Source organism: Pseudomonas lactis, assembly GCF_001439845.1.
GTDB classification, from domain to species: Bacteria; Pseudomonadota; Gammaproteobacteria; order Pseudomonadales; family Pseudomonadaceae; genus Aquipseudomonas; species Aquipseudomonas lactis.
On record NZ_JYLO01000012.1, the window covers coordinates 104,696 to 124,889 of the forward strand.

The 20,194-nt window shown below is 62.5% G+C and carries 15 protein-coding genes and 1 pseudogene; 13 read left to right on the top strand and 3 right to left on the bottom strand.

The genetic code is table 11. The annotated features are described in order from the left end of the window. Positions 1 to 22 precede the first annotated feature (22 nt). From TX24_RS21490 to TX24_RS21525, 8 genes and pseudogenes are all read left to right on the top strand, one after another. The gene (locus TX24_RS21490; protein WP_057711049.1) at positions 23 to 1,021 is read left to right on the top strand and encodes a FecR family protein; all 999 of its coding nucleotides are present in this window, start codon (positions 23 to 25) and stop codon (positions 1,019 to 1,021) included. Between the two features lie 200 nt (positions 1,022 to 1,221). Beyond that, positions 1,222 to 3,876: a TonB-dependent receptor gene (locus tag TX24_RS21495; RefSeq protein ID WP_057711050.1), complete on the top strand. Its 2,655-nt coding sequence runs from the start codon at positions 1,222 to 1,224 to the stop codon at positions 3,874 to 3,876. 81 nt (positions 3,877 to 3,957) lie between these two features. Beyond that, complete coding sequence (locus TX24_RS21500) at positions 3,958 to 4,578, top strand: heme acquisition protein HasA (protein ID WP_057711051.1); 621 nt, start codon at positions 3,958 to 3,960, stop codon at positions 4,576 to 4,578. Between the two features lie 170 nt (positions 4,579 to 4,748). Continuing rightward, the gene (locus tag TX24_RS21505; protein WP_057711136.1) at positions 4,749 to 6,497 is read left to right on the top strand and encodes a type I secretion system permease/ATPase; all 1,749 of its coding nucleotides are present in this window, start codon (positions 4,749 to 4,751) and stop codon (positions 6,495 to 6,497) included. After that, on the top strand, positions 6,494 to 7,816 hold the full coding sequence (locus TX24_RS21510; RefSeq protein WP_044268854.1) for an HlyD family type I secretion periplasmic adaptor subunit: 1,323 nt from the start codon (positions 6,494 to 6,496) through the stop codon (positions 7,814 to 7,816). Before TX24_RS21505 ends, TX24_RS21510 begins: the two co-directional genes overlap by 4 nt. After that, on the top strand, positions 7,813 to 9,141 hold the full coding sequence (locus TX24_RS21515; protein ID WP_044268851.1) for a TolC family outer membrane protein: 1,329 nt from the start codon (positions 7,813 to 7,815) through the stop codon (positions 9,139 to 9,141). The genes TX24_RS21510 and TX24_RS21515 overlap by 4 nt, the downstream gene beginning before the upstream one ends. A 134-nt stretch (positions 9,142 to 9,275) precedes the next feature. Next, positions 9,276 to 9,703, top strand: a pseudogene (locus TX24_RS21520) (DUF4160 domain-containing protein). Then, complete coding sequence (locus TX24_RS21525; RefSeq protein WP_047711837.1) at positions 9,700 to 10,164, top strand: DUF2442 domain-containing protein; 465 nt, start codon at positions 9,700 to 9,702, stop codon at positions 10,162 to 10,164. The pseudogene TX24_RS21520 and the gene TX24_RS21525 overlap by 4 nt, the downstream one beginning before the upstream one ends. A gap of 113 nt (positions 10,165 to 10,277) precedes the next feature. Here TX24_RS21525 and trmA read toward each other — a convergent pair whose 3' ends face one another. Both trmA and TX24_RS21535 read right to left on the bottom strand, forming a co-directional pair. Next, entirely contained in the window at positions 10,278 to 11,357 is a 1,080-nt protein-coding gene (gene trmA, locus TX24_RS21530; protein WP_044268842.1) for a tRNA (uridine(54)-C5)-methyltransferase TrmA, read from the bottom strand. Then, positions 11,354 to 12,649, bottom strand: coding sequence for an NCS2 family permease (locus TX24_RS21535; RefSeq protein ID WP_044268839.1), 1,296 nt, complete (start codon positions 12,647 to 12,649; stop codon positions 11,354 to 11,356). The genes trmA and TX24_RS21535 overlap by 4 nt, the downstream gene beginning before the upstream one ends. A 188-nt stretch (positions 12,650 to 12,837) precedes the next feature. Between TX24_RS21535 and TX24_RS21540 the strand changes: the two genes are divergently transcribed. From TX24_RS21540 to TX24_RS21555, 4 genes are all read left to right on the top strand, one after another. After that, positions 12,838 to 13,284: a DUF4879 domain-containing protein gene (locus TX24_RS21540; RefSeq protein WP_047712254.1), complete on the top strand. Its 447-nt coding sequence runs from the start codon at positions 12,838 to 12,840 to the stop codon at positions 13,282 to 13,284. 96 nt (positions 13,285 to 13,380) lie between these two features. Then, entirely contained in the window at positions 13,381 to 13,905 is a 525-nt protein-coding gene (locus TX24_RS21545; RefSeq protein ID WP_057711052.1) for a (2Fe-2S)-binding protein, read from the top strand. Continuing rightward, positions 13,902 to 14,891, top strand: a complete 990-nt coding sequence (locus tag TX24_RS21550) for an FAD binding domain-containing protein (RefSeq protein WP_057711053.1) — start codon at positions 13,902 to 13,904, stop codon at positions 14,889 to 14,891. Before TX24_RS21545 ends, TX24_RS21550 begins: the two co-directional genes overlap by 4 nt. Further along, a complete protein-coding gene (locus TX24_RS21555; protein ID WP_057711054.1) occupies positions 14,888 to 17,071 on the top strand; it encodes a xanthine dehydrogenase family protein molybdopterin-binding subunit in 2,184 nt (727 codons plus the stop codon). Before TX24_RS21550 ends, TX24_RS21555 begins: the two co-directional genes overlap by 4 nt. 127 nt (positions 17,072 to 17,198) lie before the next feature. Here TX24_RS21555 and TX24_RS21560 read toward each other — a convergent pair whose 3' ends face one another. Then, positions 17,199 to 18,437, bottom strand: coding sequence for an MFS transporter (locus TX24_RS21560; RefSeq protein ID WP_057711055.1), 1,239 nt, complete (start codon positions 18,435 to 18,437; stop codon positions 17,199 to 17,201). Positions 18,438 to 18,753: 316 nt separating this feature from the next. Here TX24_RS21560 and TX24_RS21565 point away from each other — a divergent pair, with 316 nt between their 5' ends. Then, positions 18,754 to 20,193, top strand: coding sequence for a cytochrome ubiquinol oxidase subunit I (locus TX24_RS21565; protein WP_044268827.1), 1,440 nt, complete (start codon positions 18,754 to 18,756; stop codon positions 20,191 to 20,193). The last annotated feature ends 1 nt before the right edge of the window (position 20,194 follow it).

The window sequence follows — 20,194 nt, forward strand, 5'->3', positions numbered from 1 at the left end:
AACGAGAATTCGAGATTCACACGTGAATAGCCAGGGACCGCAACAGCACAGCATTACCGAGGCGGCCGCCGAGTGGGCGGTGCGCCTGCACGCCGGTGCCTTGAGCGAACAGGAACAAGCCGAACTGCGCCAGTGGATCGCCCGCGACAGCCGCCACGAAGCGGCCCTGCGGTTTGCCGAGCAGACCTGGGCGGCGCTGGGCGAGGTGCACAAGGACGAGGGTGTACACAGACAGCGCCCGCCCGCGCCCGCTATACCCTTGCGCCGCGCCAAACGTCGAAGGCCGTGGCAACGTGCGGCCGCCGTGGCGCTGGTGCTGGTGGCGGCGGGCATCGGCTGGGTACGCGGGCCGGATGCCTTGCTGCGCTTGCAGGCCGACTACGTCACCCACAAAGGCGAAGTGCGCACGGTGCACCTTGCCGATGGCAGCGTGGTGGAGCTGGATTCCGATAGCGCCATTCGCCTTGAGTACGACGGCGTACAGCGCGGCGTCAACCTGCTCCAGGGCTCGGCGATTTTTCAGGTGGCGCCGATGGCCGGCGAAGAAACCCGACCGTTCGTGGTGCACAGTGCCGGCGGCCAGACCCGGGCGCTGGGCACACGGTTTGTGGTCGAACGTGAGCGCGAGAGCCAGGCCTGGGTGGGTGTGCTGCAACACAGCGTCGAAGTGTCAGTGCCGGCTTCACCCAGAAACGGCCCTGCCGAGCAGGTCCTGCAACAGGGCCAGGCTGCGCGCTACAGCCCCCAGGACGGGGTGGTCAGCCTGGATCAGTTTGATGTGGATCGCGCCACCAGTTGGCACCGTGGTGTGTTGATCTTCGACCGGCAGCCGCTGGCCAAGGTCATCGAGCAACTCAACCGTTACCGCCCCGGGCGTGTGGTGTTGGCTAACGCGGACCTGGGCGAGCGCGAAGTCAGCGGCGTCTTCCGCCTGGACATGCTCGACAGCGCCCTGGCCACCCTGACCCAAGAGCTTCAAGTGCAACGCGTGGAGCTGGCTGGCCTCAGCCTGATCTACTGACCTTCCCCCGTTAAAAACCGATGCCCCTGTAGGCGCGAGCTCGCTCGCGAAAATACCCAGGGCACCGCGTTTTCGTTGAAGTTCTTCGCGAGCAAGCTCGCTCCTGCAAAAAATATTACTGACTTCCCGCGCCTCGCACGTCTTGCTAGGTGAGAAGTATTCGCATAAACAAAAAATGCTCAGCGCAGGGATCACCACCAATGTCAGCACTCACCAAGGGGCGTACCACCGGCAGCCGCTTAGCCCTGGCCATTCACCTGGGGTTGTTCACCGTGGCCGTACCGGCCTATGCGCAGCCTCCAGCTGCCACGGCTCAGTCCGCCGTGTTGACGTTCGATATCCCTGCGCAATCCCTCGGCAGTGCGGTGCTGGCGTTCGCTGACCAGGCCGGCCTGCAAGTGCTGTTCGACAGCCAGCGTCTGCACGGGCTGAGCAGCACCGCGCTCAAGGGGCGATTTGACGTGCAGGAAGGCCTGGGCCGCCTGCTGGGTGCCGCCCCGGTGGAGTATCGCTTTACCGGCGATCGCCAGGTCACCCTCACCCGGGTCGAGCAACAGGCCGGTGCCCTGGCCTTGGCCACCACCACGGTCACCGGCCTGCACCCGCAGGATTGGGTGTATTCAACTCCGCGCGCGGTGAGCGTGGTGGGGCGCGAACAGCTGGATCGCAACCCGCCGCGTCATGCCGCCGAGATGCTGGAAGAGGCGCCGGGCGTCTACTCCGCCGTCAGCCAGCAAGACCCAGGGTTGTCGGTGAATATCCGCGGTATCCAGGACTATGGCCTGGTCAATATGTCGGTCGATGGCATGCGCCAGAATTACCAGCAAAGTGGTCACCAGCAACGCAATGGCACGCTGTATGTCGACCCGGAGTTGCTGTCCGAGGTGGTGATCGAAAAGGGCGCGACCTCCACCCAGGGCGGTGCGGGGGTGATTGGCGGGGTGGCGAACTTCCGCACGCTTGAAGCCGCTGACCTGCTCAAGGATGGCAAGCAAGTCGGCGGGCGCATTCGGCTCACCTCGGGGCTGGGTGGGCGCAGCAACGGCACGCACTTTATCGGCAGTTCGGCGTTTGCGGTGGGCACCGATGTCTGGGACATGCTGGTGGCCGCCAGCGAGCGTCACCTCGGTGATTACAACCCCGGTACCCGGGGCAGCATTGGCGAGTTGCGTACTGGCGCTTCGTACATGCCGGCGAGTGAGGAGCGGATCAAAAACACCACCGTTGCCTATTCGGGCTCGGTGATGCGTTCACGCTTGCTCAAGCTGGGGCTCAATCTTCCGGTTGAGCAGCGCCTGCAACTGAGCTACCTGGTCACCGAGGTCGACTACGACGACGTCAATATGATGACCGCCGAAAAGCCCCAGTTATGGGAAAAGCTCGGCAGCAGCAACGTCAAGGCGCAGAACTTCGCGCTCGATTACAGCTATGCGCCAGACAACCCGCTGATCGACTTCAAGGCCAAGCTCTACCATGTGGATACCCGCAACGACCAATCCACCCTGGCCCGGGGTATCAACAAGGCTTACGACGTCACCTATCAAACCAATACCTACGGCGCGCAGGCGCAGAACATCTCGACCTTTGCCCTTACGGAGCTGGCCACCCTCAAGGCCAACTATGGGTTGGAATTTTTCTACGACAAGGTCCGACCGGACTCCAACCAGGGGGTAGAGGCGGGCTCGGCGCTGACGGCTTCGGCGGCAGAGAGCATCACGCCCAAAGGTGATCGCGCCATGGGCAGCCTGTTCGGGCGCCTGGACTTCGACTACGACGGTTGGCTGAACCTCAACGCCGGCTTGCGTTATGACCGTTATCGGCTGCGCGGCGATACCGGCTTGAACACCCGTACCTTCATCATTGGCACCACTCGCCAGATCAGTGTGCCCACCACTTATGACGTGGATCGCGAGGAGGGCCGTTTTTCGCCGACGTTTGGCTTGTCGGTCAAGCCGGGTGTGGAGTGGCTGCAACTCTTCGCCACCTATGGCAAGGGTTGGCGCCCGCCGGCTGTGACCGAAACCATGGTCAGTGGCCGGCCCCACGGCGGCGGTTCGGAGTCGATTTTCCCCAACCCTTACCTGAAGCCGGAGCGGTCCACGGCGTGGGAAGTCGGCTTCAATGTGCTCAAGGAAGACCTGCTGTTTTCCGATGATCGCATGGGCATGAAGGTGTCCTACTTCAACACCCGGGTCGATGACTTTTCCTATATGGCCCTGGGCGTGCAGCCGCCGGGTTATGGCAACATCAATATCGGCAGTGCGGCCTATGTGAACAACCTGGAGACCACGCGTTTTCGGGGGCTTGAATACCAACTCGATTACGACGCCGGTTTTGCCTACGGCCAGTTCAACTACACGCGCATGCTTGGCAGCAATCAGTTCTGCAGCAAAACCGCGTGGCTGGGCGGCGTGACCAAGACCCAGAAACGCCCGGGTAACCGTGCCCCGGTGGACGCGATGGTGCCGGACGACGCAGCCAATGCCGGCGTGGGTTGCAGCGCGATCCTCGGCTCCTCCGAACACATGCCCATGGACCGCGGCACCGCCACGCTGGGCGCGCGGTTCTTTGAACGCAAGCTGGACGTGGGTGTGCGTGCCCGCTACAGCGCCGGCTACTACGTCAAGGGCGCCGCCGGGGTAACCACCTCGCAAACCGGCGTCTACCCCGCTGACTGGAAGCCCTACACCGTCTACGACCTGTATGGCAGCTACCGCGCCACCGACCAATTGACCCTGCGCCTGGCCATGGAAAACGTCACCGACCGCGCCTACCTGGTGCCGCTCGGGGATGTGCTGGCCTTCACCCTGGGCCGTGGGCGCACCGTGCAGGGCACCGTTGAATATCAGTTCTGACCGCTTTTGCCCAGTGACGGGCAAAACCACAGCAGGCACCGGCTTGCTGGGGAGTGACCACCCAATGACTTGGAGTTTTGCATGAGCATTTCTATTTCATACAGCACGACCTACGCCGCCAGCACCGTCGCCCAATACCTGAACGACTGGTCGGCTTACTTTGGTGATCTCAACCACCGTGAAGGTTCGGTAAAAGAGGGTGTGAACACCGGTGGTTTCAACCCGGGGCCGTTCGATGGCACCCAATATGGCGTGACAAGCAGCATCAGCGATGCGGCGGTGGTGGCTGAAGGCAGCCTGCATTACACCCTGTTCAATCCGCCGACCCACACGCTGTGGGGTTCGCTCGACGGCCTGACCCTGGGCGATACCCTCGCCGGCGGCGCGAGCAGCGGTGGCTACACCATCGCCAACCAGGAAGTCAGCTTCACCAACCTGGGCCTGTCGAGCCTGCAATCCGAAGGCCGCGATGGCCAGGTGCACAAAATCGTGTACGGCCTGATGAGTGGCGACAGTTCGGCGCTGGCCTCGGCCATCGACACCCTGCTCAAGGGCATCGACCCAAGCCTGTCGGTCAACTCCACCTTCGATCAACTGGCCGCTGCCGGTGTGGCCCATCAGGAGCCGGCTGCATTTGCGGCTGCCGATGTGGGCCTGGTGGGTATTCAGGACGCGCCGCACGACTTCGCCCTGGCCGCCTGATGCAAAAAAGCCGATGAAAGATCGCTCTTTCATCGGCTTTGCTCGAACACCGTCGCCGCCCGAGTGCTTGCAGGCCAGGGCGGCGGCGGCTGCAAATTCTGTGGGCGCGCCACAGGTGCTGTCAACGCACCGGGCGGGCCCTTGCTTGACTCTTCAATGGGATGCCCTTCATGACTCGGCCCGGTGCCAAGCGCGCGAATGAGATGCTGGCTGCACTCACCGCCTATAAAAGCGCCTTCTTCAACATTGGCCTGTTCTCGGCGGTGATCAACCTGCTGATGCTGGCCCCGGCGCTGTATATGTTGCAGGTGTACGACCGCGTATTGGCCTCGGGCAACCAGATGACCCTGCTGATGCTGACGCTGATGATCCTCGGCCTCTTCGGCTTGATGGGCGCGCTGGAGTGGGTGCGCAGCCAGGTGGTGATTCGCCTCGGTACGCAGATGGACATGCGCTTGAACCAGCGTGTATTCGACGCCGCCTATGAAGCCCAACTCAAGGGTGGCACCCAAGCGGCGGGCCAGGCCCTGCACGACCTGACCACCTTGCGCCAGTTCGCCACCGGCCAGGCGTTGTTCGCCTTTTTCGATGCGCCGTGGTTTCCGGTGTACCTGCTGGTGATCTTCCTGTTCCACCCCTGGCTGGGCCTGCTGGCATTGGGTGGGGCGTTGCTTCTGATCGCATTGGCCTGGGCTAATCATTATGTCAGCCAGGCACCGATGGCCCTGGCCAGCCAACTGTCGATCAGCGCCAGCCAGCAGGCCACGGCCAACCTGCGCAACGCCGACACCATTGAAGCCATGGGCATGCTCGCCACCTTGCGCGGGCGTTGGTTCAGCCAGCATCAGGCGTTTCTGGTGCAGCAGAACCTGGCCAGTGAAAAGACTGCGGTGGTCACGGCCTGGTCCAAGGGCGTACGCCTGGCCCTGCAATCGCTCGTGCTGGGCCTGGGCGCCTGGTTGGCGGTCAACGGCGACATAACGCCGGGGATGATGATTGCCGGCTCGATCCTGATGGGACGTGTGCTCAGCCCCATCGACCAGTTAATCGGCGTGTGGAAACAATGGGGTTCGGCGCGCCTGGCCTATGAGCGCTTGTCGTTGATGCTGCAGGACAACCCGGCGCGGCCGGTGCGCATGAGCCTGCCCGTGCCCAAGGGCCAGGTGAGCGTGGAGCAGATCAGCGCCTGCGCGCCCGGCAGCCGACGTCCGGCGTTGGCAAACCTGGGTTTCAGCCTGCCGGCGGGGGATGTACTCGGTGTTATCGGCCCATCGGGGTGCGGCAAGTCCACCCTGGCGCGGGTGCTGGTGGGGGCCTGGGCACCCTTGGCCGGCAAGGTGCGCCTTGATGGCGCCGACCTGGCCCTGTGGGACAAGCAACAACTCGGCCCGCATATCGGTTACCTGCCCCAGGACATCCAATTATTCGCCGGCAGCATCGCCCAGAACATCGCGCGTTTTGAAGCGGTGGAGGCCGACACCGTCCTCGCGGCCGCGCAAATGGCCGGCGTGCATGAATTGATTCTGCAACTGCCCCAGGGCTACGACACGCAACTGGGGGAGGGCGGCGCGGGCTTGTCCGGCGGGCAAAAGCAGCGGGTGGCCTTGGCGCGTGCGCTGTATGGGTTACCGGCACTGATCGTGCTGGACGAGCCGAACGCCAACCTCGACGAAGTGGGCGAACAGGCGTTGCTGCAGGCCATCACCCAGCTCAAGCAGCAGCGCCGCACCTTGATCCTGATTACCCACAAACCCAACGTGCTGAGCCTCACCGACCAGTTGCTGATCCTCAAGGACGGCCAGATGCAAGCGTTCGGCCCCACGGCGCGAGTGCTGGAGGCGCGGCAAAAAACTGCGGCAAACAAACCGGTCTCGACCATGAGCATGAGCTACCGCCTCGGTGCAGGAAAACCCGCATGAGCCAGAGCAAGCCCATTTTGCTCAGTGACCCGTCTAACGTGCTGGCGCTGGATGACAAAAAATACTCACGCCTGGGTTGGTGGCTGGTGCTCGGCGGCTTTGCCGGGTTCCTCGGCTGGGCGGCGCTGGCGCCGTTGGACAAGGGCGTGGCGGTGCCGGGCAAGGTCATGGTGTCGGGGCATCGCAAGACGGTGCAGCACCCATCGGGCGGGATCGTCGAGCGTATCCAGGTGCGTGACGGTGACCGGGTCAGCGCGGGCCAGGTGTTGTTGCGGTTGAAGCAAACCCCGTTGCGCGGGCAGATGCAGTCATTGCGCAGCCAATACCTGGCGTCGTTGGCCAGCGAAGCGCGCTTGAGTGCCGAGAGTGAAGGCTTGCAGACCATTGTGTTCAGCCCCGAGCTGCTGGCCGATCCCGACGCCGCGAACACCCTGAGCCTGCAACGCCAGCTATTCAACAGCCGTGCCCAGGCACTGGCTACCGAACAGGCGGGCCTGCGTGAAACTATCGCTGGCTTTGAAGCGCAGTTGCGCGGCACGCGGGCCTCCCAGGCAAGCAAGGTTTTGCAGCGCGCGGCGTTGAATGAGCAGCTTCAGGGGCTGCGCGAGTTGGCGCGTGAGGGTTATATCCCGCGCAATCGCCTGCTCGACAGCGAGCGGCTGTACGCGCAAATCGACGGTGCCATCGCTGAGGATTTTGGCCGTATCGGCCAGTTGCAGCGCCAGGTACTGGAACTGCGCCTGCGCATCCGCCAGCTCGGCGAGGACTTTCAGAAAGACCTGCGCAGCCAGTTGGCCGAGACCCGCACCCGCAGCGACGACTTGCGCAATCGCCTGGCCTCTGCCGAATTCGAACTGGCCAACAGCCTGGTCCGCGCACCGGCGTCTGGCGTGGTGGTGGGGTTGCAGGTGTACACCGAAGGCGGGGTGATCCAGCCCGGCCAGACGCTGATGGACATCGTGCCCGAAGGCGAGCCACTGCTGGTGGAAGCACGGGTGCCGGTGCAGATGATCGACAAGGTGCACCCAGGCTTGCCGGTTGAATTGATGTTCTCGGCGTTCAACCAGTCCACCACGCCACGGGTGGCGGGCGAAGTCACCTTGGTCTCGGCCGACCGCCAGGTCGATGAGCGCACCGATGAGCCGTATTACACGCTGCGGGCCCAGGTCAGCGCGGCGGGTATGCAACAACTGGACGGCGTGCAGATCCGCCCGGGGATGCCGGTGGAAACCTTCGTCAAGACCGGCGAGCGCTCGATGCTCAACTACCTGTTCAAACCTTTGCTGGACCGCACCCATATGGCCCTGGTGGAAGAATGAAGGCGTTGTTGTTCACCCTCTGTTTAAGCTGCACACCGACGGCGTATGCCCTGGGTTTGTTGGACGTTTATGATTTGGCGCTGCGCAACGACCCGACCTTTCAGGCGGCGATTCAGGAGCGCGAGGCCGGTGAAGAAAACCGCGTGATCGGTCGGGCCGCATTGCTGCCTAACCTGTCATGGAGCTACAACAATTCGCGCAATGAGTCTGAAGTGACCCAGAGCACGGCAATCGGAAATGTCAGCAGCGACCGCAATTACCGCAGCTACGCCTCGGCCCTGACCTTGCAGCAACCGTTGCTTGATTACGAAGCCTATGCGCGTTTTCGCCAAGGCACCGCCCAGGCGTTGATGGCCGACGAGCGCTTTCGCGGCAAGAGCCAGGAACTGGCCGTGCGGGTGCTGAGCGCCTACAGCCAGGCATTGCTGGCACAAGAGCGCATCGCGTTGAGCCGTGCCCAGAAACGTGCGTTTGCCGAGCGCCTGCAACTCAATGATCGCCTGCTCAAAGGCGGTGAGGGCACGCGGACCGATGTGCTCGAAACCCAGGCGCGCCTGAGCCTGGCCCAGGCCGAAGAAATCGAAGCCATGGATGCCCAGGACAGTGCCTTGCGTGAGCTGGAAGCCATTGTCGGCCAGCCGCTGCACATCGAAGAGCTGGCGCCCCTGGCGCGTCAATTCGAGATCGCGCCGCTTGAGCCCCATCGTTTTGAAACCTGGCGTGAACTGGCCATGGCCAATAACCCCGAACTCAAGTCCCAGCACCACGCGCTTGACGTGGCCTCGTATGAGGTGGAGCGCAAGCGCGCCGGGCACCTGCCCAAGGTCAGTCTGTACGCGACCAGTCGCAAAACCAGTTCCGATTCAGAAAGCAGCTACAACCAGAAGTACGACACCAACAGCGTCGGCATCCAGGTCAGCCTGCCGCTGTTTGCCGGTGGCTCGGTCTCGGCCTCCACCCGTCAGGCGGCTAACCAACTGTCTCAGGCCCAATACGAGCTGGACGCGCAAACCGCTGCGACCTTGGTGGAGTTGCGCAAGCAATTCAACCTCAACACCAGCGGCGCGGCCAAGGTGCGCGCCTATGAAATGGCAGTGAGTTCCGCCACGGCGCTGGTGAGCGCCACGAAGAAAAGCGTCAGTGGCGGCGAGCGGGTCAACCTCGACGTGCTCGACGCCGAGCAGCAACTGTTCACCGCCCGCCGCGACCTGGCCAATGCGCGCCATGCGTACCTGCTGGCGCGCATTCAGTTGAAGTATTACGCGGGGTTGCTGAGCGAGCAGGACTTGCGGGCGTTGGCCGGGTATTTCCAACCCTCGGCATGAGTGGTTACAACCCAGCATTCGCCGGGTTTTTTATGGTGACTAATCTGTGAAACAGCTTCGGGAATAGGAGCCGGTTGTCGGGTGGCAGAGGGAAATTGTTACCTGGCGGAAAATAACCTAACGGATGGGTTACGATGAGAGTAGGTGCTTACAAAGGCTATGTCATTTCGGTGTTTATCAGGGATGAGCATTGCCCGCCCCATGTGCATGTCAGGGGCAAGGGATGGGATGCGCGGTTTCGTTTCAGTTTCCTGGATGGGGAAGTTGAGTTGTGGGACGTAGAGCCTGAACGGAGGCGGCCACCCATAGCACTTCTGAAAGAGATACGCGGGGCGATCATGCAGCGGCACGACTTGGCGCGGGCACGCAGGATCTGGTGGGAAAAACTGCAGACGGTTTGCCTGGAGAATCATTCCTGGAATTGGGATGCTGGCGAGTTGGTCCGGGGTTGGTCATTCGACAAGGTGCCTACGTCATCGCGAGCGCCAGGCACGACGTCGTAGCGCAACGGACAATTTTGAATCTGGTAAGAGCGCCAGATTGCGTGGGGATTAATTTATGAAAATCATAAAAGCCAAAGTCACACCTTATGTACCTCTCACTGAAGCCGACGTTGACAAGGCAATCGCCCGTGGGCGCAAGTTGAAACGCCTGTACGCCAACGCCAGCAACGTACGTTATGAAAACGACTGCCTCTCCATTGGCTTCAGCGATGGCAGCCGCGTCGTGTTGCCGGTGGCTGGCCTACCGGAGTTCGAAGGGTTTTCAGCGAAGGATTTCCAGCAGTTGGAAGTGACGTTCGGTGGCAAGGCGATTAGCTGTGAGGCTCAGGACCTGGATGTTTCGATCACAGGCCTGATCGCTACAAGCCAGCCGCTGATGGACCTGGCAACCAGCCTGGTGGCATCGCGCAATGGCCGCAAAAGCAGCGCGGCTAAAACCGCAGCGGCTCGCGCCAATGGCAAGAAGGGTGGGCGGCCACGCAAGGAAGTCCCGCAGCCCCCAGAGACCACAGACACTTGAATAAACTGTAGGAGCGAGCTTGCTCGCGAAAACCCCACAGGCACCGCGTTCCTACAGGAAGCACGCGTTATCGTTGACGTTTTTCGCGAGCAAGCTCGTGCCTACCCCGCAGGTTATCGGCGGGTCAGCAACACACCCGATTCCATATGGTGCGTCCACGGGAACTGGTCAAACATTGCACATTGGGTGATCCGATGCGTGTCGTGCAGTTGCGCGATGTTCGCCGCCAGCGTCTCCGGGTTGCAGGAGATGTACAGGATATTGTCGAAGCGCCGGGTCAGCTCGCAGGTGTCCGGGTCCATGCCAGCGCGGGGCGGGTCGACGAAGACGCTACCGAACTCGTAGCTTTTCAGGTCGATGCCGTGCAGGCGGCGGAACGGGCGCACTTCATTCAGGGCTTGGGTGAGTTCTTCGGCGGAGAGGCGCACCAGGGTGACGTTATCCACGCCATTCTCATCCAGGTTGCTCAGGGCCGCATTCACCGAGGTCTTGCTGATCTCGGTGGCCAGCACCTTGCGCACGCGGGTCGCCAGCGGCAAGGTGAAGTTGCCGTTGCCGCAATACAGCTCCAGCAAATCGTCCGGGCGGTCGCCCAGGGCTTCATAGGCCCAGTTGAGCATCTTCTGGTTCACCGTGCCGTTGGGCTGGGTGAACGCGCCTTCGGGTTGGCGGTAGCTGAAGGTGCGGCCACCGACGTCGAGTTTTTCCACCACATAGTCATGGCCGATCACATCGCGCTTGCCCTTGGAGCGACCGATGATGCTTACATTCAGCTCAGCGGCCAATTTGTTCGCGGCGGTGTGCCAATGCTCATCCAGCGGGCGGTGATAACACAGGGTGATCATCGCGTCGCCGGCCAGGGTGGTGAGGAACTCCACCTGGAACAGCTTGTGGCTCAGGGCAGCGCTGGCTTGCCAGGCGGCCTTGAGTTGCGGCATCAACTGGTTGATGCGCTGGCTGGCGATGGGGAATTCTTCGATGAGGATCGGCGTGCGCTTGTCCTCCTGGGAGAACATCGCGTAGTGGCGCTCGCCGCCTTCGCGCCACAGGCGGAACTCCGCACGCAGGCGAAAGTGCTGCAGCGGCGAGTCGAAGACCTGCGGCTCGGGCGCGTCGAACGGTGCCAGCAGGTCACGCAAGCGCGTGACCTTGTCTTGCAGTTGAGCGGTGTAGCTTGCGGCGTCAAAAGTCATGCGTTGAACCAGCCCAGCTTGATCACAAACAGGATCGACAGGATCACCAGTGCCGGGTTCAGCTCACGGTAGCGGCCCGAAAGCAGCTTGATGGCGGTCCAGGCGATGAAACCGAAGGCGATGCCGTTGGCGATGGAGTAAGTGAAGGGCATCGCCAGGGCGGTGATCACCACCGGCGCTGCCACCGTAATGTCGTCCCAGTCGATTTCGGCCAGGCCTTGGCTCATCAGCACCGCCACAAACAGCAAGGCTGGCGCGGTGGCATAGGCCGGCACGCTGGCGGCCAGTGGCGAGAAGAACAACGCCAGCAAAAACAGGATCGCGACCACGACGGCGGTCAAGCCGGTGCGGCCACCGGCGCTCACGCCTGCGGCCGATTCGATGTAGCTGGTGGTGGTCGAGGTACCCAGCAGGGAACCGGCCATGGCAGCGGTACTGTCGGCAATCAGCGCACGGCCCATTTTCGGCATATGGCCGTCCTTGCCCATCAGGCCGGCGCGCTTGGCGACGCCGATCAGGGTGCCGGAGTTGTCGAACAGGTCAACGAACAGGAAGGCGAAGATCACGCTGACCAGGCCGATGTCCAGCGCGCCCTTGATGTCCAGCTGCAGGAAGGTCGGGGCCAGAGACGGCGGTACCGAAGTCACGCCGATGAACGGCGTGAAGCCCAGGACGATGGAGGCGACGGTCACCGCCAGGATGCCGATCAGCACCGCGCCGCGTACGGCCAGGGCTTCCAGCGCGACGATCAGCACGAAACCCAGGGTGGCCAGGATCGGCGCCGGTTGTTTCAGGTCGCCCAGGCCCACCATGGTGGCCGGGTTGCTCACCACGATACCGGCGTTATGCAGGGCGATCAGCGCCAGGAACAGGCCGATGCCGGCGGCAATCGCCGAGCGCAGGGGCAGGGGGATGGCGTTGATGATCCACTCACGAATGCGGAAGATCGACAGCAGGAAGAACAACACCGCCGAAATGAATACCGCGCCCAGCGCCACCTGCCAGGTGTGGCCCATGTGCAAGACCACGGTGTAGGTGAAGAACGCGTTGAGGCCCATGCCCGGTGCCAGGGCAATCGGGTAGTTGGCGATCAGGCCCATCACGGTCGAACCAATGGCCGCCGCCAGGCAGGTGGCGACAAACACCGCGCCCTTGTCCATGCCGGTCTCGCCGAGGATGCTCGGGTTTACGAACAGGATGTAGGCCATGGCCAGGAAGGTGGTGATCCCCGCGAGAATCTCGGTGCGCACATTGGTGTTGTGGGCTTTGAGTTGAAACAGCTTTTCCAGCATGCCGGCTCCCTGTGACGCTAGTGTGCGTCGTGATTTGTTGACCTCTAAGTCAAAGCACAAACTGCGCCAAGCGCTTGTGGATTCAGAGAGGATCGGAAAAAGCGGCGCATCATACCAGCAGCCGAGGCTGTGTGGCGCATGGGCTTGAGGCATACTGCGCCGACGTTCAACAGCCGGTCATCGACAGCATGAAAAAAGCCAACCCGTGGAGTCTAGCTCTGATCGCCAGTATCGGCCTGTGGCTGGGTGCGGCACCGGCGTGGGGCGCGACTGCACCGGCCTTGAGCGAGGTGCGGGTGTTCAAGGTGGAATCGGCCAAGTGCAGCGAAGCGATCCCGGAGCGGGTCAACACCACCCAGATGTGCGAGCACCGCGGGCCCACCAAGGTTTCAGTGATGGAGGTCGGCTTGGGCAACAATCCCGTCGGTCAATTCAATGGCGCGGTACTCAACGGCCAGCGCACGGCGGTCTGCCAGGTCGGCAACATCAGTGAGGCGTGCAACGGCGTGGGCACCTTGATGGGCTACATCTATGTGTTCGACCTGAACGTCCAGGCCCAGGGCTGGTTCGAATTCACCAATACCTCGATCAACCCACCGAAAAACACCCTGAAAGCCCAGCTCAATATCCGCTGATCAATCATCTTGAACGCTCAAAACACCCGGAAGTCGTACCCCTGAGACGGCGATTTTCCTGAACGCCGCGGACGTACACCAACCCGTGAGGTGTTTATGAGCGCGACCCCCAATGGCGCGGCGGCCCAGCCGTTCGTCGCCCACCCGATACGCCTGACACTCAACGGCCAGGCTCGCCAACTGAACGTGTTGCCCTGGACCACCTTGCTGGACTTGCTGCGTGAGCAGTTGGACCTGGTGGGCAGCAAAAAAGGCTGCGACCACGGCCAGTGCGGCGCCTGCACCGTGTTGCGTGACGGCAAGCGCGTGAATGCCTGCCTGACCCTGGCGGTGATGTGCGACGGCGCCGAATTGACCACCATCGAAGGCCTGGCCGACGGCGAACAACTGCACCCCATGCAACAGGCCTTTATCCAGCACGACGCGTTCCAGTGCGGCTATTGCACCCCCGGCCAGATTTGTTCCGCCGTGGGCCTGGCCAATGAAGGCCGCGCCCACGACCGTGCGCAGATCCAGGAATTGATGAGCGGCAACCTGTGCCGCTGCGGCGCCTATAACAACATCCGCGATGCCATCGAAGACGCGCTGCCGGCATGCCGCCGCCAGGGAGGTGAGTCATGAACCCCTTCCACTACAGCAGGCCGACCGAGGTGCAGCAGGCCGTGCAGATGAGCAGCGCCGCCTCGCGCTTTATCGCCGGTGGCACCAACCTGCTGGACCTGATGAAAGAAAACATCAGCCATCCAGAGCACCTGATCGACATCACCGGCTTGCCGCTGCATGACATTCAAGAAACTGCCGAAGGTGGCTTGCGTATCGGTGCGCTGGTAAGCAACGCCGACCTAGCCTGGCACCCGTTGATCGAGCAGCGTTATCCGTTGCTGTCCCAGGCCATCCTCGCCGGGGCATCGCCGCAGTTACGCAACATGGCCAGTACCGGCGGCAACCTGTTGCAGCGCACCCGTTGCTATTACTTCTACGACGCCGCGGTGCCGTGCAACAAACGCCAGCCCGGCAGCGGCTGCCCGGCGCGCAACGGTTTGAACCGTATCCATGCGATCCTCGGCGCCAGTGAACAGTGCGTGGCCACCCATCCTTCGGACATGTGCGTGGCCCTGGCGGCACTCCAGGCGCAGGTGCATGTAGAAGGCCGTGGCGGCCCCCGGGTGATCGAGTTCGCCGACTTCCACCGCTTGCCAGGCGATGCGCCGCAACGCGACAACCAATTGGCCGACGATGAGCTGATCACCGCGATTGAACTGCCCGCCGATCACCTGGCCCGCCACAGCCATTACCTGAAGATCCGCGACCGTGCCTCCTATGCCTTCGCCTTGGTGTCGGTGGCTGCCGCCTTGGAGCTGGACGGTGATGAAATCATCGACGCCCGCCTGGCCTTGGGCGGTGTGGCGCATAAACCCTGGCGTGACCGCGCAGTGGAAGCCTTGCTGATCGGCCGCACGGTCAGCCGCGAAACCTTCAGCGCCGCCGCCGACGCCCTGCTGCAAGACGCCGAACCTTTGGAACACAATGGCTTCAAGGTCAAGCTGGCCCGGCGAGCAATCATTCGTGCCCTGAGCGACGCCGCCGTCGCAGGAGAACAGCCATGAGCGCTATCGGCAAACCCCTGGACCGCGTCGACGGTCTGCTCAAGGTCACCGGCCAAGCGCGCTACGCCGGTGAATTTCCCGAGAACGGCCTGCTGCATGGCAGCGTGGTGTCGAGTTCGATCGCCAAAGGCCGGGTGGTGCGCATCGATGCGTCCAAGGCGTTGGCGTTGCCGGGTGTGGTGGACGTGATCCATCACCTTAACCGGCCGAACATCGCCAGCTATGACGAGGCGTTCGCCGATGCCGATGCGGCCGATGGCTCGCCCTTTCGCCCGCTGTATAACGATCGCGTGCTCTACAGCGGCCAGCCCCTGGCCCTGGTGATCGCCGATAACCTTGAACTGGCGCGGCATGCCGGCTCACTGGTGCTGATCGACTACGCGCCTGAAGCCTTCGAAACCGACCTGCTCACCCAGCAAGCGGCGGCGCACCCGTCGCCCCAGAGCCCACCCAAACCGCGAGGCAACTTCGAGGCTGAATGGGCCGGTGCTGCAATCAGTCTGGACTTGCACTACAGCACGCCCATCGAGCATCACAATCCGATGGAGCCCCACGCCAGCACCGTGCTGTATCAGCCCGACGGCAGCCTGCATATTCACGACAAGACCCAAGGCCCGCAGAACTGCCAGGCCTATGTGCAAAAAGTCTTCGGCTTGGATAAGAGCCAGGTGCGCATCTTTGCCGCTTTCGTCGGTGGCGCCTTCGGTTCGGGCCTGCGCCCGCAATACCAATTGCCGCTCGCGGTGATGGCGGCCATGGCGCTCAAGCGCTCGGTGCGCGTCACCCTGACGCGCCAGCAGATGTTCACCTTCGGCTATCGCCCGCGCACCTTGCAGCGTTTGCAGATGGGCGCCGCCGCCAATGGGCGCTTGCTGGCGCTGGGGCATACCGCGATTGGCCAGACGTCGCGCTTCGAGGATTTCAGCGAGCACGTGGTGGAGTGGAGCGGCATGCTCTATCACTGCGACAACGTGCAACTGACCTACAAGCTGGCGCCGTTGGACGTGTTTACCCCACTGGACATGCGCGCCCCCGGTGCGGCACTGGGTGTGATCGGCCTAGAATGTGCCATGGACGAACTGGCCTGCGCCCTGGCCATCGATCCGGTGCAATTGCGCCTGATCAACTACGCCGAACGTAACCAGAACGAAGACAAACCCTGGTCGAGCAAGGCCCTGCGCGAGTGCTACAGCGAAGGCGCCGAACGCTTCGGCTGGAGCCAGCGCAACCCGGAACCGCGCAGCATGCGCGACGGCCGCCAGTTGATCGGCTGGGGCATGGCCGGCGGCGTGTGGGAAGCCATGCAGATGAAGGCCAGCGCCAAGGCGCGCCTCGATGCCGAGGGCACGCTCACCGTCAGCAGCGCCACCACCGACATTGGCACCGGCACCTATACCGTGATGACCCAGATCGCCGCCCAGGCCAGTGGCGTGGCGATGGCCGACGTGCGCTTTGTGCTGGGCGATTCGTCGTTGCCCACTGCGCCGTTGCAGGGTGGCTCGTTTACCGTCTCGTCTGTCGGCACTGCCGTGCAGCAAGCGTGCGAAGCGCTGAATGCCAAGTTGCTGGAGATCGCCCGGCAGACTTACCCGGTATTCAAGGAGGCCGATTCGGTTCGGTTTGAAGACGGCCAGCTACACAGCGGTGACGTGAGCGTGTCGTTGGCGCAATTGGTCAAGGACAGCGGTGAAGAGGCCCTGGAGGTACAGGTCGACAGCCAGCCCGACAAGAAGCGCGAGGGTTATGCCAGCGCTACTCACTCGGCGGTGTTCGTCGAAGTGCGGGTCGACGAAGACCTGGGCACCATCAAGGTCAGCCGTGTGGTCAGCGCCATTGCCGCCGGGCGCGTGGTTAACCCCAAGATGGCTCGCAGCCAGATCCTCGGCGGCGTGGTGTGGGGCATTGGTATGGCGCTGCATGAAGAGACCCAGGTGGACCATGAACTGGGGCGCTACATGAACCACAGCCTGGCCGAATACCACATCCCGGTTAACGCCGATATCGGCGAGATTGACGTGCTGTTTGTCGAAGAACACGACGAGGTGGTCAATGCGCTGGGTTCCAAGGGCGTAGGGGAGATCGGTATTGTCGGCGTGGCGGCGGCGGTGGCGAATGCGATTCACCATGCCACCGGCAAGCGGGTGCGGGAGTTTCCGATTACCTTGGATAAGGTGCTTTAAAATGTGGGAGCGGGCTTGCTCGCGAATGCGGTGGTTCAGTCAGTGATGTACTGAATGACACACTGCATTCGCGAGCAAGCCCGCTCCCACATTGACTGTATTCCAACCTCAGGTCGGGCGGTGACGCCTATAACTTGGTTTCTTCCACCGGCACATGCATGCGATCCCGGTTAGCCAGGGTCGGGAACAGCTTGATCCACACCCCAGTCACCACCAGCGTGCCAACCCCGCCCATCACCACCGCAGGCACGGTGCCAAACCAGTGGGCGGTTATCCCGGATTCGAACTCGCCCAATTGATTCGAGGCGCCGATAAACAGGCCATTGACCGCACTCACCCGCCCGCGCATTTCATCCGGCGTTTCCAACTGCACGAACGACGCACGGATCACCATGCTGATCATGTCCGCCGCGCCCAGTACCACCAGCACCGCCAGGGAAAACCAGAATGAGGTCGACAGGCCGAAGGCAATGGTTGCTACGCCAAACACGCCGACGGCGGTGAACATCACGCGGCCCACCTGGCGGTCGACCGAAAAGCGCGCCAGCCACAGTGACATCAGCAACGCGCCCACGGCCGGCGCCGACCGCAGCAGGCCCAGGCCCCAGGCGCCGGTCAGCAAGATGTCCTTGGCGAACACCGGCAACAGCGCGGTGGCGCCGCCCAGCAGCACGGCAAACAGGTCCAGGGAGATGGCGCCGAGAATGTCCGGGCGGCTGCGGATAAAGCGAATGCCGGCCAGCAGCGAGTCCATGGTGGCCTTGGCTTTGTTCAGCGGGGTCTGGCGTGCGGGCAGGTTCAGGGTCAGCACGCAGGCGATCAGGTACAGCGCCACGGTGGGGCCGTACACCCACACGCTGCCAAACGCGTAAAGCAGGCCGCCCAGGGCCGGTGCGACGATGGTCGCCAGTTGCTGGGCCGATTGCGAAGCGGCCACGGCGCGGGGGAACAGCGCGCTGGGCACGATGCTCGGCAACAGCGCCTGGGTGGTGGGCATTTCAAATGAACGGGCGGCGCCCAGCAGGAAGGCGAGGATAAAGATCATCTCACGGGTCACGTTGCCGGTCAGGCCACCGATGGCCAGGGACAAGGCAATCAGCGCTTGTAAGGTCTGGCAGATGGCTGCGACCCGGCGGCGTTCGTAGCGATCCGCCACGTGCCCGGTGTGCAGCATGAACAGTACGCGCGGTATGAATTCCACCAGGCCGACCAGGCCCAGGTCCAGCACATTGCCGGTCAGTTGGTAGAGGTTCCAGCCGATCGCCACGGTGAGCATCTGGAAACCGCTGGCGGTAAAGATCCGCGCCAGCCAGAACGCGATGAAAGGGCGGTGGTGACGTAACAGCAACGCAGGTTCACTGGGCATCGGCAATCAGGTCGGCAGCGGGAGAAGGGCGAGATTAGCATCAAGCTGTAACAAATAGTTGCAAGAACTGAGCTGAGGCAAGCTGTCACGCGGCAAAAGACCACACAGTCCTACAGCAAAAATGGGACTACTCTTTCAACGATGCTTGATCCAGATCAAAACCTGCCCCGGGATTGTTCTGGCGGCCGCAAGGCCAGATTCCCCACGCGATGGGTAATAAAAGAAACGAATTGAAATTCGCCACACTCCATATCCGTGGGGGCAGTGGGTGCAGGCTCCCAGCCAGCAGCCGGTATTACCTGACAGAGGAAGACTTATGTTCGGTTTGGAGGCGCTAGATCTCGCCCGAATTCAATTCGCGTTCACCATCTCATTCCACATCCTGTTCCCGGCGATCACCATCGGCCTGGCCAGTTACCTTGCGGTGCTGGAGGGCTTGTGGCTCAAGACCCATAACGACACCTACCGTGACCTCTACCATTTCTGGTCGAAGATCTTTGCCGTCAACTTCGGCATGGGCGTGGTATCGGGCCTGGTCATGGCCTACCAGTTCGGCACCAACTGGAGCCGGTTCTCGGACTTCGCCGGCTCTGTCACCGGGCCGTTGCTGACGTACGAAGTGCTCACGGCCTTCTTCCTAGAGGCCGGTTTCCTGGGCGTGATGTTGTTCGGCTGGAACAAGGTGGGGCGCAAGCTGCACTTCTTCGCCACGGTGATGGTGGCCGTGGGTACGTTGATCTCCACGTTCTGGATTCTTGCCTCCAACAGCTGGATGCAGACGCCCCAGGGCTTTGAAATCATCGATGGCCGCGTGATCCCGACCGACTGGCTGGCGGTGATCTTCAACCCGTCGTTCCCCTATCGCCTGATGCACATGGCCACGGCTGCTTTTGTTGCCACGGCGTTCTTCGTCGGCTCGTCGGCGGCCTGGCATCTGCTGCGCGGCAAGGACAACCCGGCGATCCGCAAAATGCTCTCGATGGCGATGTGGATGGCGCTGATCGTTGCGCCCATCCAGGCAGTGATCGGCGACTTCCATGGCCTTAATACCCTCAAACATCAGCCGGCCAAAATCGCGGCGATTGAAGGCCACTGGGAAAATATCGGCAACGAGCCCACGCCGTTGATCCTGTTCGGCTGGCCGGACATGAAAGCCGAGAAAACCAAATACGCCGTCGAGATTCCGTACCTGGGCAGCCTGATCCTGACTCACTCCCTGGACAAGCAGGTGCCGGCGCTCAAGGAGTTCCCGCCTGAAGACCGCCCCAACTCGACCATTGTGTTCTGGTCGTTCCGGGTCATGGTCGGCCTGGGGTTCCTGATGATCTTCACCGGTCTGTTCAGCCTGTGGCTGCGCCGGGGCGACAAGATGTACACGTCCAAGCCGTTCCTGTACCTGGCGTTGTGGATGGGCCCATCTGGCCTGATTGCGATTCTGGCCGGTTGGTTCACCACCGAAATCGGTCGTCAGCCCTGGGTGGTCTACGGGTTGATGCGCACGGCGGATGCCTCCTCCGGGCATAGCCTGACGCAGATGACCATCACCCTGGTGTTGTTCGTGGTGGTGTACTTCGCGCTGTTCGGCGCGGGCCTGGGCTACATGATGCGCCTAGTGCGCAAAGGCCCTGTAACCCACGACAGTACTGAGCCAGCCCACGGCGGCCCTGGCCAGAAACGCACCCCCGCGCGTCCGTTGTCTGCTGCCGACGATGGCAGTGATAACGACCACGACCACATCCAGCACAAGGGGAATTGAG

What these genes read in the sequence shown, in the direction of transcription:
- TX24_RS21535 (WP_044268839.1), bottom strand. Translation starts at nt 12,649, where the DNA reads ATGCTGGAAAAGCTGTTTCAACTCAAAGCCCACAACACCAATGTGCGC.
- TX24_RS21510 (WP_044268854.1), top strand. Translation starts at nt 6,494, where the DNA reads ATGAGCCAGAGCAAGCCCATTTTGCTCAGTGACCCGTCTAACGTGCTG.
- TX24_RS21555 (WP_057711054.1), top strand. Translation starts at nt 14,888, where the DNA reads ATGAGCGCTATCGGCAAACCCCTGGACCGCGTCGACGGTCTGCTCAAG.
- TX24_RS21505 (WP_057711136.1), top strand. Translation starts at nt 4,749, where the DNA reads ATGACTCGGCCCGGTGCCAAGCGCGCGAATGAGATGCTGGCTGCACTC.
- TX24_RS21495 (WP_057711050.1), top strand. Translation starts at nt 1,222, where the DNA reads ATGTCAGCACTCACCAAGGGGCGTACCACCGGCAGCCGCTTAGCCCTG.
- TX24_RS21500 (WP_057711051.1), top strand. Translation starts at nt 3,958, where the DNA reads ATGAGCATTTCTATTTCATACAGCACGACCTACGCCGCCAGCACCGTC.
- TX24_RS21540 (WP_047712254.1), top strand. Translation starts at nt 12,838, where the DNA reads ATGAAAAAAGCCAACCCGTGGAGTCTAGCTCTGATCGCCAGTATCGGC.
- TX24_RS21545 (WP_057711052.1), top strand. Translation starts at nt 13,381, where the DNA reads ATGAGCGCGACCCCCAATGGCGCGGCGGCCCAGCCGTTCGTCGCCCAC.
- TX24_RS21515 (WP_044268851.1), top strand. Translation starts at nt 7,813, where the DNA reads ATGAAGGCGTTGTTGTTCACCCTCTGTTTAAGCTGCACACCGACGGCG.
- TX24_RS21560 (WP_057711055.1), bottom strand. Translation starts at nt 18,437, where the DNA reads ATGCCCAGTGAACCTGCGTTGCTGTTACGTCACCACCGCCCTTTCATC.
- TX24_RS21525 (WP_047711837.1), top strand. Translation starts at nt 9,700, where the DNA reads ATGAAAATCATAAAAGCCAAAGTCACACCTTATGTACCTCTCACTGAA.
- trmA (WP_044268842.1), bottom strand. Translation starts at nt 11,357, where the DNA reads ATGACTTTTGACGCCGCAAGCTACACCGCTCAACTGCAAGACAAGGTC.
- TX24_RS21565 (WP_044268827.1), top strand. Translation starts at nt 18,754, where the DNA reads ATGTTCGGTTTGGAGGCGCTAGATCTCGCCCGAATTCAATTCGCGTTC.
- TX24_RS21550 (WP_057711053.1), top strand. Translation starts at nt 13,902, where the DNA reads ATGAACCCCTTCCACTACAGCAGGCCGACCGAGGTGCAGCAGGCCGTG.